The 15,799-nt window shown below is 67.1% G+C and carries 14 protein-coding genes and 1 tRNA gene; 4 read left to right on the plus strand and 11 right to left on the minus strand.

The genetic code is table 11. The features are described 5' to 3' along the window. Positions 1 to 295: 295 nt before the first annotated feature. Together ACV22W_RS16150 and ACV22W_RS16155 are read left to right on the plus strand one after the other, a co-directional pair. Positions 296 to 1,606 carry an MFS transporter gene (locus ACV22W_RS16150; RefSeq protein WP_448020423.1) on the plus strand — a complete coding sequence of 437 codons (1,311 nt, stop codon included), beginning with the start codon at positions 296 to 298 and terminating at the stop codon, positions 1,604 to 1,606. Between the two features lie 99 nt (positions 1,607 to 1,705). Then, complete coding sequence (locus ACV22W_RS16155; protein ID WP_057928516.1) at positions 1,706 to 1,885, plus strand: hypothetical protein; 180 nt, start codon at positions 1,706 to 1,708, stop codon at positions 1,883 to 1,885. A 57-nt stretch (positions 1,886 to 1,942) separates the two neighbouring features. On the opposite strand, the gene waaC is transcribed toward ACV22W_RS16155, so the two are convergent. Beyond that, positions 1,943 to 2,941, minus strand: coding sequence for a lipopolysaccharide heptosyltransferase I (waaC, locus tag ACV22W_RS16160; RefSeq protein WP_448020425.1), 999 nt, complete (start codon positions 2,939 to 2,941; stop codon positions 1,943 to 1,945). Between the two features lie 174 nt (positions 2,942 to 3,115). On the opposite strand from waaC, the gene ACV22W_RS16165 reads away from it, so the two are divergent. After that, on the plus strand, positions 3,116 to 4,657 hold the full coding sequence (locus ACV22W_RS16165) for a chloride channel protein (protein ID WP_448020426.1): 1,542 nt from the start codon (positions 3,116 to 3,118) through the stop codon (positions 4,655 to 4,657). Positions 4,658 to 4,773: 116 nt separating this feature from the next. Here the strand turns inward: ACV22W_RS16165 and ACV22W_RS16170 are convergent, their stop codons facing one another. From ACV22W_RS16170 to ACV22W_RS16190, 5 genes are all read right to left on the minus strand, one after another. Next, positions 4,774 to 5,175 (minus strand): YXWGXW repeat-containing protein, encoded by a 402-nt coding sequence (locus ACV22W_RS16170; RefSeq protein WP_448020427.1) that lies wholly within the window; start codon positions 5,173 to 5,175, stop codon positions 4,774 to 4,776. A gap of 157 nt (positions 5,176 to 5,332) precedes the next feature. After that, positions 5,333 to 5,587, minus strand: a complete 255-nt coding sequence (gene minE, locus ACV22W_RS16175; protein ID WP_006486661.1) for a cell division topological specificity factor MinE — start codon at positions 5,585 to 5,587, stop codon at positions 5,333 to 5,335. A gap of 12 nt (positions 5,588 to 5,599) precedes the next feature. After that, the gene (gene minD / locus ACV22W_RS16180; protein WP_044849298.1) at positions 5,600 to 6,415 is read right to left on the minus strand and encodes a septum site-determining protein MinD; all 816 of its coding nucleotides are present in this window, start codon (positions 6,413 to 6,415) and stop codon (positions 5,600 to 5,602) included. Between the two features lie 59 nt (positions 6,416 to 6,474). Next, positions 6,475 to 7,242: a septum site-determining protein MinC gene (minC, locus tag ACV22W_RS16185; protein ID WP_448020429.1), complete on the minus strand. Its 768-nt coding sequence runs from the start codon at positions 7,240 to 7,242 to the stop codon at positions 6,475 to 6,477. Between the two features lie 166 nt (positions 7,243 to 7,408). Continuing rightward, the gene (locus ACV22W_RS16190) at positions 7,409 to 7,987 is read right to left on the minus strand and encodes a GNAT family N-acetyltransferase (RefSeq protein WP_448020431.1); all 579 of its coding nucleotides are present in this window, start codon (positions 7,985 to 7,987) and stop codon (positions 7,409 to 7,411) included. Positions 7,988 to 8,601: 614 nt separating this feature from the next. On the opposite strand from ACV22W_RS16190, the gene ACV22W_RS16195 reads away from it, so the two are divergent. Then, positions 8,602 to 9,762 (plus strand): alkane 1-monooxygenase, encoded by a 1,161-nt coding sequence (locus ACV22W_RS16195; RefSeq protein WP_448020432.1) that lies wholly within the window; start codon positions 8,602 to 8,604, stop codon positions 9,760 to 9,762. Positions 9,763 to 9,795: 33 nt separating this feature from the next. On the opposite strand, the gene ACV22W_RS16200 is transcribed toward ACV22W_RS16195, so the two are convergent. The 5 genes from ACV22W_RS16200 to ACV22W_RS16220 form a co-directional block, all read right to left on the minus strand. Next, on the minus strand, positions 9,796 to 11,331 hold the full coding sequence (locus tag ACV22W_RS16200; protein ID WP_448020435.1) for a methyl-accepting chemotaxis protein: 1,536 nt from the start codon (positions 11,329 to 11,331) through the stop codon (positions 9,796 to 9,798). Between the two features lie 212 nt (positions 11,332 to 11,543). Then, positions 11,544 to 12,491, minus strand: coding sequence for a phosphatase PAP2 family protein (locus ACV22W_RS16205; RefSeq protein ID WP_448020436.1), 948 nt, complete (start codon positions 12,489 to 12,491; stop codon positions 11,544 to 11,546). 136 nt (positions 12,492 to 12,627) lie between these two features. Continuing rightward, a tRNA-Ser gene (locus ACV22W_RS16210) sits at positions 12,628 to 12,718 on the minus strand. 130 nt (positions 12,719 to 12,848) lie between these two features. Further along, the gene (gene serS / locus ACV22W_RS16215; protein WP_223962443.1) at positions 12,849 to 14,150 is read right to left on the minus strand and encodes a serine--tRNA ligase; all 1,302 of its coding nucleotides are present in this window, start codon (positions 14,148 to 14,150) and stop codon (positions 12,849 to 12,851) included. A 235-nt stretch (positions 14,151 to 14,385) separates the two neighbouring features. After that, positions 14,386 to 15,696 (minus strand): replication-associated recombination protein A, encoded by a 1,311-nt coding sequence (locus ACV22W_RS16220; RefSeq protein WP_014897797.1) that lies wholly within the window; start codon positions 15,694 to 15,696, stop codon positions 14,386 to 14,388. Between the last annotated feature and the right edge of the window lie 103 nt (positions 15,697 to 15,799).

A 15,799-nucleotide genomic window follows, 5' to 3' on the forward strand; every position in this document is an offset into this window, starting at 1 on the left:
GCCCGGCCGCGATTGCCGCTATGTCGCGGCGCTGGCTATAATTTTCCGCAATCGCGCGGCCACCCTCCCGCGCGCGCGTTCGCGCGCCGCACCCGGCATGCGAGCCGACCATGCCGGCACCGGGCGGCGGCGACCTATCCGTCTCCATCGTCGACCGGCGGGTGACGTCCGCGCCACGACGCGCGTCCACGCCGCTACCGCATCATCCGCCCGGCTGCTCTCTCCCGGCAGGCGTCGACCTGCCTGCCCGAGCGCACGCTCAGTCGAATGCCCCAACGATAAAACGGAGACATCCATGTCCGCATCTCCCCCGGCCGTTGCACACGCAACCGGTTCGGCCGGCGCCGTCAGCCACCGGCGCATCGTGTTCGCGAGCTTCATCGGCACCGCGATCGAGTTCTACGACTTCTACGTGTATGCGACCGCCGCGGCGCTCGTCATCGGCCCCGTGTTCTTCCCGCACGGCTCCGCGACCGCACAGGCGCTGTCCGCATTCGTCACGTTCGGCATCGCATTCATCGCGCGACCGATCGGCTCGTTCCTGTTCGGCCACTTCGGTGACCGCATCGGCCGCAAGTCGACGCTCGTCGCGTCGTTGCTCGTCATGGGCGTGTCCACTACCGCGATCGGCTTCGTGCCGGGCTACGACACGATCGGCACACTCGCACCGGTGCTGCTGTGCGTGCTGCGCTTCGGCCAGGGGATCGGCCTCGGCGGCGAATGGGGCGGCGCGGCGCTGCTCGCAACCGAGCACGCGCCGCAAGGCAAGCGCGGCTGGTTCGGGATGTTCCCGCAGTTGGGCCCGTCGGTGGGCTTCCTGATGTCGAACGGGCTGTTCTTCGCGCTCGCGCTGTCGCTGTCCGACGAACAATTCCGCAGCTGGGGCTGGCGCATCCCGTTCCTCGTCAGCGCAGTGCTCGTCGCGCTCGGCCTGTACGTGCGGCTGAAGATCACCGAGACGCCGGCGTTCCAGGCCGCACTCGACCGCAACGAACGCGTGCGCGTGCCGGTCGCGACGCTCGTCTCGCAACACTGGCAGCCCACGTTGCTCGGCGCGCTCGCGATGGTGGTTTGCTACACGCTGTTCTATATCTCGACGGTGTTTTCGCTGTCATATGGCGTGTCGACGCTGCATATTCCGCGCCAGAGCTTCCTCGGCCTGCTGTGCTTCGCTGTCGTGTTCATGGGGCTCGCGACACCGCTGTCGGCGTGGGCGTCGGATCGCTTCGGCCGCAAACCGGTGCTGGCCGTCGGCGCGATCGCCGCACTGCTGTCCGGCTTCGCGATGGAGCCGCTGCTCGGCAGCGGCTCGATGCCGCTCGTCGCGCTGTTCCTGACGCTCGAGCTGTTCCTGATGGGTGTGACGTTCGCGCCGATGGGCGCGCTGCTGCCCGAGTTGTTCCCGACCAACGTCCGGTATACCGGCGCGGGCGTCGCGTACAACCTCGGCGGGATCCTCGGCGCGTCGATCGCGCCGTACATCGCGCAGCTGCTTGCCGCGCGCGGCGGCCTGTCATGGGTCGGCGGCTACGTGTCGGTCGCGGCGGTGATCAGCCTGATCGGCGTGCTGCTGATGCGCGAAACCCGTGACGCATCGCTCGTCTGAACCTCCGGGGCGCCCCGGGTTGTGCGGCGGCTGGCGCTGCCTATACTCGATCGGGGGGCGCCGTCGCGCGCCCACCGGATCCTCGAAGGAGCCGCCGCGATGAATATCCGCCTCGACAACGCCGACCTCGTGCTGATCCTGGCGCTCGCGCTGGGCGGCGCCCTGCTGCTCGCGGCACGCTTCCGGCCGAAAACCTGGCGCGGCCTCCTGTTCGAGGCGCTGCTCGCCAACCTGGCCGCCATCGCCGCGGTCGTCACGGTCGAAGCGCTGCTCGCCTGAACCGGCCGGCCCCGTTTCCGGGGCCCCCTTCACGCCGATCGCGGGCCGGTGCACGCCCTAGGCCGTCAGCCGCTCGCGCTGCGCGCCGTAGGCCGGCCCGACCGCATCGATCGCCTCGAGTGCCTGCGCCACCGACGGCGGCACGCCAGGCTCGCCGATCGACAGGGCATTCGGAGCGCCGCCGATGCCGCAATGGTGGCGCGAGGTCGCGACGAAAATCATCACGGTCGGCCGCTGCAGCGCGTGTGCCATGTGCACGAAGCCGGTATCGACCCCCACCACGAGCGCAGCCCGGCCGATGGCCGCGCCCAGCTCGCGCACCGACATCGCGGGTAGCACGATCGCGCCCGGCGCGCGCTCGGCAATGTCCTTCGCATCGTCGTGCTCGGCGGCCGAGCCCCACGGCAACAGCACGCGCACGCCACGCGCCATCATCCGGGTGGCCAGCGCGGCCCAGTCGTCGGCCGGCCATTTCTTGTCCGGATTGGACGTCGCGTGAAACAGCAGCATGAACGGCGCGCCGTCAGTCACGGCGGGCGGCAGACTCGCATCTTCCGGCGGGACGATCCCGTAGACGGCGATGCCTTCGGGGACATAGCCCAGCGCCTCGCCGGCGCTCACACGCATCCCGTGCCACGCGTCGCAGTCCGGCCGCGGGCCGAAGCGATGCGAGTACGCGAAACGGGCACCCGTCTCGCCGAGATCCTGCGTCTGGTAGCCGACACGGCGTGCGGCGCGCGCGAGTGCCGAGATGATCGCGCTCTTGTAGACGCCGTGCAGGTCGATGACGGCATCGTAGCGGTGCGCGCGCAGCGCGCCGATCGACGCCGAGATCGCCTTCAGGTCGCCGCCGTTGCGGAGCTTTTTGAACCGCCGCAGCGGCGCGCAGAGCACGTTGCTCACACCCGGGTGCCAGCGCACGACCTCCGCGCACGATTCATCCACGGCCCAATCGACCGTCACGCCCGGAAAGGCGCGATGAAGGTCCGCGACGACGGGCAGCGTCTGGACGACGTCGCCGAGCGACGTCACTTTCACGATGAGAATGCGTTTCACGTTCGTTATGAGGAATGGCTGGCCATTGCGCCATGCTAACGACGCTTGCGGTGCGCGAACATTACGCAGACATTACATTTGCAACAAAATGCGACGTTTCTGTAAATATTTGTCGAGCGCCGGACATATCCGTTCTTTTTATAATGCGTTCTTTGCCCTTCCGGCCCGCTGCCGATGCAACGCCCCACCCTCCCCACCCTGTTTCCCGCCCTCACCCGCCGCTCGCTGCGGATCTGGCGCCAGTATGGCGTATTCTGGCTCGGCGCGATCGCCGTCGGCCTCGCGGCCGTGCTGTACGCGCGGCTGATCGACTGGGGCTACGACACCTTCCGCGCGATGCGCGACCACGCCGCGTGGCTGCCGCTGCTGCTGACGCCGTCGATCGCCGCAGCGTCGGCTTGGCTCACGCGCCGCTTCTTCCGAGGCGCCGAGGGCAGCGGGATCCCGCAGGTCATTGCGACACTGCACGCGAGCCCGAGCGCATTCGGTGCGCGGCTGCTGACGCTGCGCATCCTGTTCGGCAAGGTTCTGATCTCGTTCCTGGGGATCCTCGGCGGCTTCACGATCGGCCGCGAAGGCCCGACCGTGCAGGTCGGCGCTGCGCTGATGTTCAACCTGCGGCGCTTCTACCCGCGCTCGAACGCGCAGATCGAGCGGCAACTCGTGCTCGCCGGCGCGGCGGCCGGCCTGTCGGCCGCGTTCAATACGCCGCTCGCCGGGATCGTGTTCGCGATCGAGGAACTGACCCGCAGCTTCTCCGCCCGCGCAAGCGGCGTGCTGATCACCGCGATCATCCTCGCCGGTGTCGTCGCATTGGGCTTGAACGGCAACTACACGTACTTCGGCACGATCGACGCCGGCCAGCATTTTCCGAAGATGCTTGCCGTCGCCGTGCTCGTCACCGCGATCGTGACAGGCATCGCGGGCGGCCTTTTCAGCTGGCTGCTGCTCAATACGGGCCGCTGGCTGCCCGCGCGCCTGCTTGGCCTGTATCGCGAGCACCCGATCGCGTTCGCGGCGCTGTGCGGCTTCGTGATCGCGGTCGTCGGCCTCGTGTCGGGCGGGACGACGTTCGGCAGCGGCTATGCCGAGGCGCGCGGCCTGCTCGACGGCCATGAACGGCTGTCGATGCTTTATCCGTTCCTGAAGATGGTGTCGATGGTCGCGTCGTACCTGCCGGGCATCCCGGGCGGGATCTTCGCGCCTTCGCTGTCGATCGGCGCGGGGTTCGGCAACCTGCTGCACGTCGTGTTCGGCGACATGAGCCTGCCGATGTTGATCGCGCTCGCGATGGTCGGTTACCTTGCCGCGGTCACGCAGTCGCCGATCACGTCGTTCGTGATCGTGATGGAGATGATCAACAGTCACGCGCTCGTGATTTCGCTGATGGCGACCGCGCTGGTATCGAGCCGCATGGCGCGCTTCTTCGCACCACCCCTCTACGAAACACTCGCCGAGCGCTATCTCACGCCGCCTGCGGCCACCGCCGCACCCGTCGCGGCACCGGCGGCTGCGACCGATGTCGTCGAGCCGCAGGATGCAGCCGCCGCGCCCGCCGATCCGCTCGACACGCTGCGCGAGCAGGAGGGCGGCGAGCCGGAGGCCCCAGAGGCCGGCAACGTCGCCACGCACACGCCGGCGACGCCGCACGAGCCCGGCTCATCGGCATCCGGTGCGAACGGCCCGGCGCACACGGGCCCGCGTGACCCTCAGTAGATCACCACCGGCGCCGGCCGATAGTAGACGGGACGGGCCGGCACGACGATACAGCCGGCGAGCGTGATCGCGACGAGCGCGATGGCAATGGCGGTTCGCTTCATCGCATGCCTCCGTCAGGCCCAGTGGCCGCGGCTCCAGAACCAGTTCGGGCCTCGCTGATCCCAGTGGCCCGGCACCCAGTGCATGCCGATGCGCTCGGTTTCCCAGTGGCCGCCGATCCAGACGTAGCGGCCGTGATCCCAGCGCCAGTGCCCGCGCTCCCACACATAGCCGACGCGCGCGTCGGGCACGACCTCGTAGCGCACGGGCGGCGGCGCGTTCGGCGCGACGACGACGATTTCCTCGGCGGGCGCGACCACCGGCTCGGCGACGACCATCCGGCCCGACTGCACCATCACCGGCGCACCGACGAGAATTTCGTCCGCTCGTGCGGCGAGCGGCGCGGCGATGGCTGACAGGCCCGTGGCGAACAGCGCGAGCGAAACGATACGACGTCGAACGGTAGAGACAGCCATTACAACCTCCTGATTAACAAATGACGCGAGCGTATCCGTTCAATGCGGGAGGTCGACCAACGGCCGACAGGCGCCGTGTTACGGCGAGCCCGAAAGTGCAACAGGGCGTAAGACGCGCACGACGGCATGCGCCGCCGTGCGGGGGGACAGGGAAGCGTCAGGCTTGCGGGATCTCGATCTTCACTTCGAGGACTTCGAGATCGTCCTGGCGCTCGAGGCTCACGCGGATGTCATCGTTCGAAATATGGACGTACTTCGAGATGACCGCGACCAGCTCCTTCTGCAGCGCCGGCAGGTAATCGGCCGGCGGCCGGCCGCCGACCCGCTCGTGCGCGATGATGAGCTGCAGGCGCTCCTTCGCGACCGACGCGGACTTCTTCTTCTCGCCGAGGAGAAACGAAAGGATGGACATGGGCGGCCTCCGTTACTTGCTGCCGAAGAGGCGCTGCAGCAGGCCCGGCTTCTGATAATCGGTGAAGCGCAGCGGCTTGTCCTCGCCGAGGAAGCGAGCGACGACGTCCTTGTACGCTTCCGCAACGTCGGTGCCGTCGATATGCACCGCCGGCAGACCCTGGTTGGATGCGTGCAGCACGGCTTCCGATTCCGGCACCACGCCGATCAGCTTGATGCGCAGGATCTCGCTGATGTCCTCGAGCGACAGCATTTCGCCTTCGCTCACGCGCTTCGGGCTGTAGCGCGTGATCAGCAGGTGTTCCTTGATCGGATCCTTGCCTTCGGCCGCGCGCTTCGTCTTCGACGACAGGATGCCGAGAATGCGGTCCGAGTCGCGCACCGACGACACTTCCGGGTTCGTGACTATCAGCGCTTCGTCCGCGAAGTACATCGCGTGCAGCGCGCCCGCCTCGATACCGGCCGGTGAATCGCAGACGATGTATTCGAAGTCCATCGCGACCAGGTCGTTCAGCACCTTCTCGACGCCGTCACGCGTGAGTGCATCCTTGTCGCGCGTCTGCGACGCCGGCAGGATGAACAGGTTCTCGCACTTCTTGTCCTTGATCAGCGCCTGGTTCAGGTTCGCTTCGCCCTGGATCACGTTGACCAGGTCATACACCACGCGACGCTCGCAGCCCATGATGAGATCGAGGTTGCGCAGGCCGACGTCGAAGTCGATCACGGCCGTCTTGTGGCCGCGCAGCGCGAGGCCGGACGCGAAGCTCGCGCTGGTCGTCGTCTTGCCCACGCCGCCCTTGCCCGAAGTCACCACGATGATTTTTGCCATTTACCCAATACCCTGTGTTCGTCAATGAGAGCCGATCGATCCGGAGCGTGCCGCGTGAATCACGTCAGGCGCAGCGGTTCGATCATCAGTTTTTCCTCTTCGAGCCGGATCTGCACCGATTTGCCCAGTATGTCGGCGGGCAACGGGTTCTCGGTCGTTCGATAGATACCCGCGATCGAAATCAGTTCCGGCTCCAGACACGTGCAGAAAATGCGCGCGTCGTGATTGCCGTGCACGCCCGCGAGTGCGCGGCCGCGCAACGGCGCGTAGATGTGGATGTTGCCTTCCGCGATGATCTCGGCGCCGTGACTGACCGGCGCGAGCACCACGAGGTCCCCTTTCGCGTAAATCTGCTGCCCCGAACGCAGCGGCCGGTCGATCACCAGCGTCTGTCCGCCCGCCGGAATCGGCGTCGGCGCGGGTTCCGGTGCCGGTTCGCCCGCCACGGCAGCGGCCGCGGCAACGACAGGCGCCGGTTCCGCTTCCTCGGCCGGCTTCGCGGTCGACACGCGGCGGTCGCGCGCCTCGAGCAACGGCAGGCCGGCTTCCCCCGCCCAATCCTGCGTGGCAAGCGCGACGACGCCCACCGGGCGCATCCGCACGTCGTTCAGCATCTGGCGGATGTCGGCAAGCGCGACGCGTTCGCCGTCCGCGAGGCGGCGGACGTCGATCGCGACGACATCGTCGGCGAAAAACTCGGGAGTCGCTTCGAAGCGCTTGACCAGTTCGGTACGCAACGCGTCGAGATCGGTCGTCTTCACGGTGAACAGCAACGTATCGACCGATCCGCTGCGCAGCTCGAAGAATGGCGATTTTTTAAGCGACATGGACACTCTGCAAAAAATTTTTGCGTATTTTACAGGCGTCCACGCGTGCAGCCATTATTTTTGGGGAACCGAGGGGCGACGGTCGCGGCGAACGCGCAACCGGCAGGCGGGCAGTCGAACGGGCGGCCGGGCCTTCATCGCACCGTGCGACCGGCGGATTCATGCGTCACGGCGTGTTGACGTGCGACACGAACAACGACTTCATCGCGCCGGGCATCCGCGCGATCGGCGCATGTTCGCCCGTGTTGCCGAAACCCGCGCGTTCGTAGAAACGGATCGCGTTGCGGTTCGCGTCGGCGATCCATGCGTAGACGTCCTGCGCACCGCGTTCGGCCAGCCACGCGGTGGCCGTTTCGAGCAACAGCACGCCGCCGCGCAGGTGACGGACCGCGTGCGCGACCCACAGCTCGCTGACGAACGCGCGCCGCTCGGGCGTATTGTCGAAATACGCGCCGATCATGCCGGCCGGATGGCCTTCGGTATACAGCAGGAAAGTCGTCGACTCGTCGGACGCGGCACGCAGCGCGGCGACGGCCGCCGCCGCGTCGGAATCGACGTTCAGCAATTCGGCCTCCGGCGCTTCGCCGGGCGCGTAGGGCTCGCGCAGCGATGCGGCGCGGAGTTCGCGATACACGCGGCCTTGGTCGGCAGCGATACGACGAACGGTCAAGGTCGAACTCATGCAGGCACAGCCCCCTTCGGACAGCAAGCTACTAGCTTCAACCGAAAGCGGGGCATGAGTCAAATCGTAATTTTCAAATGGCAGCGCCGATCGAAAGGCAACAGATGTCGCGCACGCACCGGTGTGCAGGTGCAGCATCAATGCGTCGACGTGCGGCAACGCATGCAACCCGAATTGCGAGACAGGAGGCGTCGCCTCGCTTGCCTTGCCATGCATGGGGCTCATGCGGCAAGGGTGCCGCATTTCGTCGTCGAGGCCGTAATGGTTCGTTACATATGTATGCAAAAGAACCGCGCGGCCGGGCGGTGTCGCGCCACCCCTGCTGCATCGCAACATTCGTTGCGGACGTCGCCGCTGAATGCATGCGCGCGTCGCACCACGCATTCATCTGATGAGAACGGAGGCCGCGCGGGCGGATCGGCGCACGTCGGCCTGTTTCAATCGCCCCATGCCGGCCCTTCCCGACCGGTGTCATGCACGGTCCACCGTTTGGAGTTGCACGCCTAGCGCGAGGGTTTGGAAAGCGCGCGCGACGGTCGTATAACTGGCACAACCGGACCACCGATCCGGTGCCGCGCGCCGCGCCGCGGACCCACGACGATTCGAAGGACGACAAACGCGTCACCCGGCCGCCGCGCCCGCACACGCGGGAGCCGGCCCCGACAAGGAGGGAGACAATGGCAATGACCGACGCATCGGCCTCGGGCTGGTCGGATGGCAAACGTTATCTATGGCTGCTCGGAGCGGTGACGATCACGCTACCGATCCTCTCGGCCCAGCTCGCACTGTCGACGGGCCTTCACGTGTTCTGGTGGTTCGGCCCGCTGTTCGCGTTCGGCGTGATCCCGGTTCTCGATACGCTGATCGGCGACGATCGCGACAATCCGCCCGAAGCCGCCGTCCCGCACCTCGAACGCGAGCGCTACTACCGCTACATCGTCTATCTCGCGACGCTGGTCGAATACATCGCGTTCTTCATGTGCGTGTGGATCGTCGGCACGCATGCGCTCGCGTGGTACGACTACGTCGGCTTCGCGCTGTCGCTCGGCGCCGCGACGGGCATCTCGATCAACACCGCGCACGAACTCGGGCACAAGACCAACCGCTTCGAGCGCTGGCTCGCGAAAGTCACGCTCGCGCCGGTCGCGTACGGGCACTTCTTCGTCGAGCACAATCGCGGCCATCACGTGCGCGTCGCGACGGCCGAGGATCCGGCGAGCGCGCGCTACGGCGAATCGTTCTGGGCATTCCTGCCGCGCACCGTGACCGGCAGCATCCGCTCGGCCTGGCGGCTCGAGACGGTGCGCCTCGAGCGCCTCGGGCATTCGCCGTGGACCTGGCGCAACGAGGTGCTGCATGCGTGGGCGATGACCGTCGTCGTGTGGGGCATCGCGATCGCGATGGCCGGCAAGGCCGTGATCCCGTTCCTCGTGATCCAGGCCGTGTACGGCGCGTCGCTGCTCGAAGTCGTCAACTACGTCGAACACTACGGGCTCGGCCGCCGCAAGCTGCCGAGCGGCCGCTACGAACGCTGCACGCCCCAGCATTCGTGGAACAGCAATCACGTCGTCACCAACCTGTTCCTGTATCAGTTGCAGCGGCACGCCGACCATCACGCGAACCCGACTCGCTCGTACCAGGCGCTGCGCCACTTCGACGACTCGCCGCAGCTGCCGGCCGGCTACGCGACGATGATCCTGTTCGCGTACGTGCCGCCGCTCTGGTATCGCGTGATGAATCCGCGTGTCGTCGCGCATTACGGCGGCAACATGGCGCAATCGAACATCAAGCCGTCGATCCGCGCGCGCGTGCTCGCGCAGTATTCGGCCGCGGCGTGATGCTCGACGATGCGGTCGCGGTCCGCGATATCGTCACGCGGCCTGCGGCAGCCTGAACACGGCGACCGCGTGTCGCAGCGCGCTCGCCTGCTCGGCCAGCGCCTGCGTCGCGGCCGACGCCTGTTCGACCAGCGCCGCGTTGCGCTGTGTCGCCTCGTCCATCTGCGTGACCGCGACGTTCACCTGCTGGATCCCGCCGCTTTGCTCCTGCGATGCGGATGAAATCTCGCCGACGATCGACGTGACCCGCTGCACCGCGCCGACGATCTCGTGGATCGATTCGCCCGCGCGCGCGATCAGCACGGCGCCCTCGTCGACCCGCCGCGTCGATTGCTCGATCAGCGCCTTGATCTCCTTCGCGGCCGCCGCGCTGCGCTGCGCGAGCGTGCGCACCTCCGACGCGACGACCGCGAAGCCGCGCCCCTGCTCCCCGGCGCGCGCCGCCTCGACCGCGGCGTTCAGCGCGAGGATGTTGGTCTGGAACGCGATGCCGTCGATGACCGCGATGATCTCGCCGACCTTCGCCGCGCTGGCGGCGATCCCGCTCATCGTGTCGACGGCGTCGGTCATCACGCCGCCGCCCGCGGACGCGATGTCCGATGCATCCTGCGCCAGCTGCGCCGCGTGCTGCGCGTGCTCGGCCGACTGACGCACGCTACCCGTCAGTTCGGTCATGCTGGCGGCAGTTTCCTCGAGCGACGCAGCCTGCGCCTCGGTGCGCGACGACAGATCATGATTGCCCGCCGCGATCTGCGCGCTCGCGGTCGCGACGGCTTCGGCATGCGTCCGTACCTCGAGCACGACGCCCGACAGGCTGGCCTGCATCGTCCGCAATGCCCGCAGCAGATCGGCGATCTCGTCACGACCGGCCGCGTCGACATCGCGCGTCAGGTCGCCGCCCGCTACCGCCTGCGCACAGGCCACGGCGCGATCGAGCGGCCGCAGGATCGCGCGGCTGAACAGGAACGCACCGATCATCGCGATGCCGAGTACGATCAGCATCAGCACGACGCTCGCCGCGGTGGCGTGGCTCGCATCGCGGCTCGCTTGCGCCGACACGGCGGCGCTCTCGTCGGCAATCGCCTTCGCCGCGCGCTCGAGCAGCGCGGCAGGTGCACGGTCGACGCCCGCGACGGCCGCATCCCCGGCCGTCGGCTCGAAGCCAGCTGCCTTGAATGCGTCGAACCCGCGCCGGTAGCCGTCGCCCATCGCCGCATGCGCACGCATGAACTCTTCGACGAGCGTACGGCTCTCGCCGGGCGGCAACTGGTTCACGAGCCGCGCGGCGAGCGTATCGACCGTGCGCTCGCGCGTCTGGAATGCCTGCCAGTACTTGTCGAGCTTGTCGGGCTGCTTGCCGCGCAGCAGCGTGTCCTTCCATTCCTGGACCTGCAGCTTGAACTGCACGAGCGTGGCCGACACGAGCCGCTCGTCGGCGACCCGGGTCTGCACGTCGTTCGCGAACGTATCGATCGAGCGATTGAGGATGCGGATGCCGTACAGCGCGCCGCAGAACATCAGCAGCAGCGCAACGGCGAATGCGAGGGGAATCTTGTAGCTCAGCTTCATGGGACCTTGAATCGACGGGAAACGGCGACGACGCAAAAGGCACTCGCCGCCGCCCACTGTTAACGGCGCGCGAAACCAAGGCTGAAGCAGGACATCGGCAGCGAGATTCCGCCGGAGCGGCCGCGAGGAGGGCGGCGGTTCGGCGACGCGTGATGAACCGGCCCCCCCCCCCCCGGCAAGCAAGGGGAGGTTGCGACTGTGGCGTCGCGCAATCAGGTCGGGCTTGCCGCGTGCGGTCCGGCCGCCTCGATCGCGCGTCGACCGCCCATCCAGCGACGCACCGCAGCGATCGACAGCGCGCCGCACACGATCCCGGCGAGCACGTCGGCGAGATAGTGGCCGCCCTGCGTCGGCGTCGACGCGATCATCACCGCATTCAGCACGATCGCAGCCGGAAACACGTAGCGGACATGCCGCACCGCATACGCGAACAGCAGCGCCAGCATCACGTGAAACGACGGCAACGACACGAGCCCCTGCGCGTCGGCCAGATTCAGTTGACGGAGCTGCCCGCTGCGCAACAGGCCGTAGTGCGTCACCGTCGATGCGGTGCCCGGGTCGGTGATGCCGAAATGGATGAACGCACTGGCGGCGGGGAACGGCGTGGAGACGAGCACGACCACGATCACCGCGAACATGAACTGCGCGACGAACTCGACGAGATCGTCGACGCGACGGACCGCCGCGAGGATGAACGGCACCGCAAGCAGTTGCGGCATGCCGCTGCGATACGCGAGGTCGAGCACACGGTGCAGGCCGGCTTGCGCCGTCACCCATTGGTACAGGTCCGGCCAATGGAAACCAAGCATCGCATCGAAGCGAACGAGATGGCTCTCGATCGACGGCGGCGCGATCGCCACGCAAAGATAATCGAGCACGGCGACGGCCGCGCTGAGCGTTGCGAGCAACGCCACGCTCAAAAGCGCGAATGCGAATTCGCGACAGCGCAGCGTTCGCGTGATGTCGCGATAGCGGCGCACACGAGACAGCACGGCAAGGAACGCGCTTGCCGCAAACCCGAGCGCGACGTGCTGCGCGAACTCGACGACGCTGCCAGGATTCACGACCCAATCCGCGTGCATGACACACATGCCGGCGGCAAGCGCCGTCAGCAATACCGCCCCGGTCAGCATCCCCCAGATTCGCGTGCTCGCTCTCATCGTGGCTTTTCTGTGGTTCGTGTGGCCGCCCCCAACGCCTGCGCGCTATCGTACACCGCCATCGACACAGCGCTCACCCACGCGCGGCCCAAACGAAAAACCCCGTGATCCTTCCGGATCACGGGGCTTCGTATTTTGGCGGAGAGGGTGGGATTCGAACCCACGGTACGGGGAAACCGTACGCCTGATTTCGAGTCAGGTACATTCGACCACTCTGCCACCTCTCCTTCCTTGCTGCCTCATTTCCCGGTTGGTCGTGTCCGGGAAAGAAAAGATTATAGAACGATCTCTTTGAAACTCACAAGCCCTTTTTGCAAATTTTTTGCAGGGCATTCGAAGACCGATCGCGGAGCGATCTCACGACGCCTGCGCAGGCGCTTCGATTCGCTCCATGCCGCCCATGTACGGACGCAGTGCCTCCGGCACCGTGACCGAACCGTCGGCGTTCTGGTAGTTCTCCAGCACGGCCACGAGCGTGCGACCGACCGCGAGGCCGGAACCGTTCAGCGTATGCACGAGTTCCGGCTTGCCCTGCGCGTTGCGGAAACGTGCCTGCATGCGACGCGCCTGGAACGCCTCGGTGTTCGAGCAGCTCGAGATCTCGCGATAGGTGTTCTGCGCGGGCAGCCACACTTCGAGGTCGAACGTCTTCGCGGCGGAAAAGCCCATGTCGCCCGTGCAGAGCGTGATCACGCGGTACGGCAGGCCGAGCTTCTGCAGGATCGCTTCCGCGTGGCCGACCATCTCGTCGAGTGCCGCGTACGAAGCGTCCGGCGCGACGACCTGTACCATCTCGACCTTGTCGAACTGGTGCTGGCGGATCATGCCGCGCGTGTCGCGGCCGTACGAACCGGCTTCCGAACGGAAGCACGGCGAATGCGCGGTCAGCTTGATCGGCAGCGCGGCGCCTTCGACGATCGATTCGCGCACGGTGTTCGTCAGTGAAATCTCGGACGTGGAGATCAGGTACTGCGTGATCGTGTTTTCGGCGCCGCCCTTCTCGACGCGGAACATGTCGTCGGCGAACTTCGGCAGCTGGCCCGTGCCGTACAGGATTTCGGGGTTCACGATGTACGGCGTGTACGTCTCGCTGTAGCCGTGCTGCAGCGTGTGCGTGTCGATCATGAACTGGGCGAGCGCGCGGTGCAGGCGTGCGATCGAGCCGCGCAGCATCGTGAAGCGCGCACCGGCGAGCTTCGCGCCGGTTTCGAAATCGAGGCCGAGCGGCGTGCCGACGTCGACGTGATCCTTCACCTCGAAGTCGAACTCGCGCGGCGTGCCCCAGCGGCGCACCTCGACGTTGTCGGCCTCGTCCTTGCCGACCGGCACGCTTTCGTGCGCGATGTTCGGCATGCCCAGCATCAGGTCGGACAGGCGCGTCTGGATCTCGCCGAGCTTGGCCTCCGACGCCTTCATCTCGTCGCCGATCCCGCCGACTTCGGCCATGACGGCCGACGTGTCCTCGCCCTTCCCCTTCATCGCGCCGATCTGCTTCGACAGGCTGTTGCGGCGTGCCTGGAGCTCTTCGGTACGGGTCTGGATCGCACGGCGTTCCGCTTCGAGCGCGGAGAACGCGGCGACGTCGAGGGTGTAGCCGCGATCGGCGAGGCGCTTCGCGACGCCGTCGAGGTCTTTGCGCAGCAACTGGATGTCGAGCATGGGAGGACTTGGAAAATCGTTGTGTAAGACGGGAATTCTAACGCACCGCGGGGCCGCCACGGCACTGGCCGGATGGACAGTGCCGCAAACGCGCGACGGGCGTGGGAATATCGCTTCGCCGGTTGCGCGTCGACGGCCCGCGAAGCGCGTTGCGCGGCGCTGCTGCCCAGCGTGGGACAGCAGCGCCGGCCGGGCCCCCGCAAGCGCTGACGCGCTCCAGGCCGCGCGCGGCCGGTCAGTCCTTCTTGCCGGCCTCGCGGTCGAGTTCGCGCAGCCACGCGAGCTTGTCGGCGATCTTCGATTCGAGCCCGCGCGGCACCGGCTTGTACCAGCGCGGCTCGCGCATCCCTTCCGGCAGGTACGACTCGCCGGCCGCATAGGCATTCGGCTCGTCGTGCGCGTAGCGATATGCGTGACCGTAGCCGAGTTCCTTCATCAGCTTGGTCGGCGCATTGCGCAGATGCACGGGCACCTCGCGCGACTTGTCCTGCTTCACGAACGCCATCGCCTGGTTGAACGCGTTGTAGCCCGCGTTGCTCTTCGCCGCGCACGCGAGATAGATCACCGCCTGCCCGAGCGCCAGCTCGCCTTCCGGCGAGCCGAGCCGCTCGTAGGTCTCGGCCGCGTCGTTCGCCACCTGCAGTGCGCGCGGGTCGGCGAGGCCGATGTCTTCCCACGCCATCCGCACGATCCGGCGCGCGAGATATTTCGGATCCGCGCCGCCGTCGATCATCCGGCAGAACCAGTACAGCGCGCCGTCCGGGCTCGAACCGCGCACCGACTTGTGCAGCGCCGAGATCTGGTCATAGAAGTTGTCGCCGCCCTTGTCGAAGCGCCGCGCGTTCAGCGTCATCGCGCTGCTGACGAAATCGGCATCGATGGTCGTGACCCTGGCGGACGATGCGGCCGTCTGCGCCTGCTCGAGCAGGTTCAGGAAGCGCCGCGCGTCGCCGTCGGCATAACCGATGAGCGTATCGATCGCCTTGTCGTCGAACGCGAGGCCGTCGAGCGCGATTTCCTGCGCGCGCTTGAGCAGCTGACGCATCTCGTCGTCGTTCAGCGACTGCAGCACATACACCTGCGCCCGCGACAGCAGCGCCGAGTTGACTTCGAAGCTCGGGTTCTCGGTCGTCGCTCCAATGAAGGTCACGAGCCCCGACTCGACGAACGGCAGCAGCGCATCCTGCTGCCCCTTGTTGAAGCGGTGGATTTCGTCGACGAACAGGATCGTGTGGCGGCCGGTGCGGTTCAGCGTGTCCTTCGCCTGCTCCATCGACTCGCGGATGTCCTTCACGCCGCCGAGCACCGCGGACAGCGCGATGAACTCGCAGTCGAACGCGAGCGCGGTAAGGCGCGCGAGCGTCGTCTTGCCGACGCCGGGCGGCCCCCACAGGATCATCGAATGCGGCTTGCCGGATTCGAACGCGAGCCGCAGCGGCTTGCCTTCGCCCAGCAGATGCGTCTGGCCGATCACCTCGGCGAGCGTCTTCGGCCGCAGCGCCTCGGCGAGCGGCCGGCGCGGCTCGACTTGAAACAGGTCGGACATGAACCCTCGCTCCAGATCAAACGATGGCGGCCGAACCGGCCGCCGGACCCGACATTATGACAGCCGCACGACGGCGCCGCCGGGCCGGATGCCCGCGCCCAGT

The organism is Burkholderia sp. AW49-1 (assembly GCF_053427845.1).

Excerpts from the sequence above, each read along its gene's own strand:
- minC (WP_448020429.1), bottom strand. The coding sequence starts at position 7,242 with ATGTCGCTTAAAAAATCGCCATTCTTCGAGCTGCGCAGCGGATCGGTC.
- ACV22W_RS16195 (WP_448020432.1), top strand. The coding sequence starts at position 8,602 with ATGGCAATGACCGACGCATCGGCCTCGGGCTGGTCGGATGGCAAACGT.
- ACV22W_RS16170 (WP_448020427.1), bottom strand. The coding sequence starts at position 5,175 with ATGGCTGTCTCTACCGTTCGACGTCGTATCGTTTCGCTCGCGCTGTTC.
- ACV22W_RS16155 (WP_057928516.1), top strand. The coding sequence starts at position 1,706 with ATGAATATCCGCCTCGACAACGCCGACCTCGTGCTGATCCTGGCGCTC.
- ACV22W_RS16150 (WP_448020423.1), top strand. The coding sequence starts at position 296 with ATGTCCGCATCTCCCCCGGCCGTTGCACACGCAACCGGTTCGGCCGGC.
- ACV22W_RS16200 (WP_448020435.1), bottom strand. The coding sequence starts at position 11,331 with ATGAAGCTGAGCTACAAGATTCCCCTCGCATTCGCCGTTGCGCTGCTG.
- minD (WP_044849298.1), bottom strand. The coding sequence starts at position 6,415 with ATGGCAAAAATCATCGTGGTGACTTCGGGCAAGGGCGGCGTGGGCAAG.
- ACV22W_RS16220 (WP_014897797.1), bottom strand. The coding sequence starts at position 15,696 with ATGTCCGACCTGTTTCAAGTCGAGCCGCGCCGGCCGCTCGCCGAGGCG.
- serS (WP_223962443.1), bottom strand. The coding sequence starts at position 14,150 with ATGCTCGACATCCAGTTGCTGCGCAAAGACCTCGACGGCGTCGCGAAG.
- ACV22W_RS16165 (WP_448020426.1), top strand. The coding sequence starts at position 3,116 with ATGCAACGCCCCACCCTCCCCACCCTGTTTCCCGCCCTCACCCGCCGC.
- ACV22W_RS16205 (WP_448020436.1), bottom strand. The coding sequence starts at position 12,491 with ATGAGAGCGAGCACGCGAATCTGGGGGATGCTGACCGGGGCGGTATTG.
- minE (WP_006486661.1), bottom strand. The coding sequence starts at position 5,587 with ATGTCCATCCTTTCGTTTCTCCTCGGCGAGAAGAAGAAGTCCGCGTCG.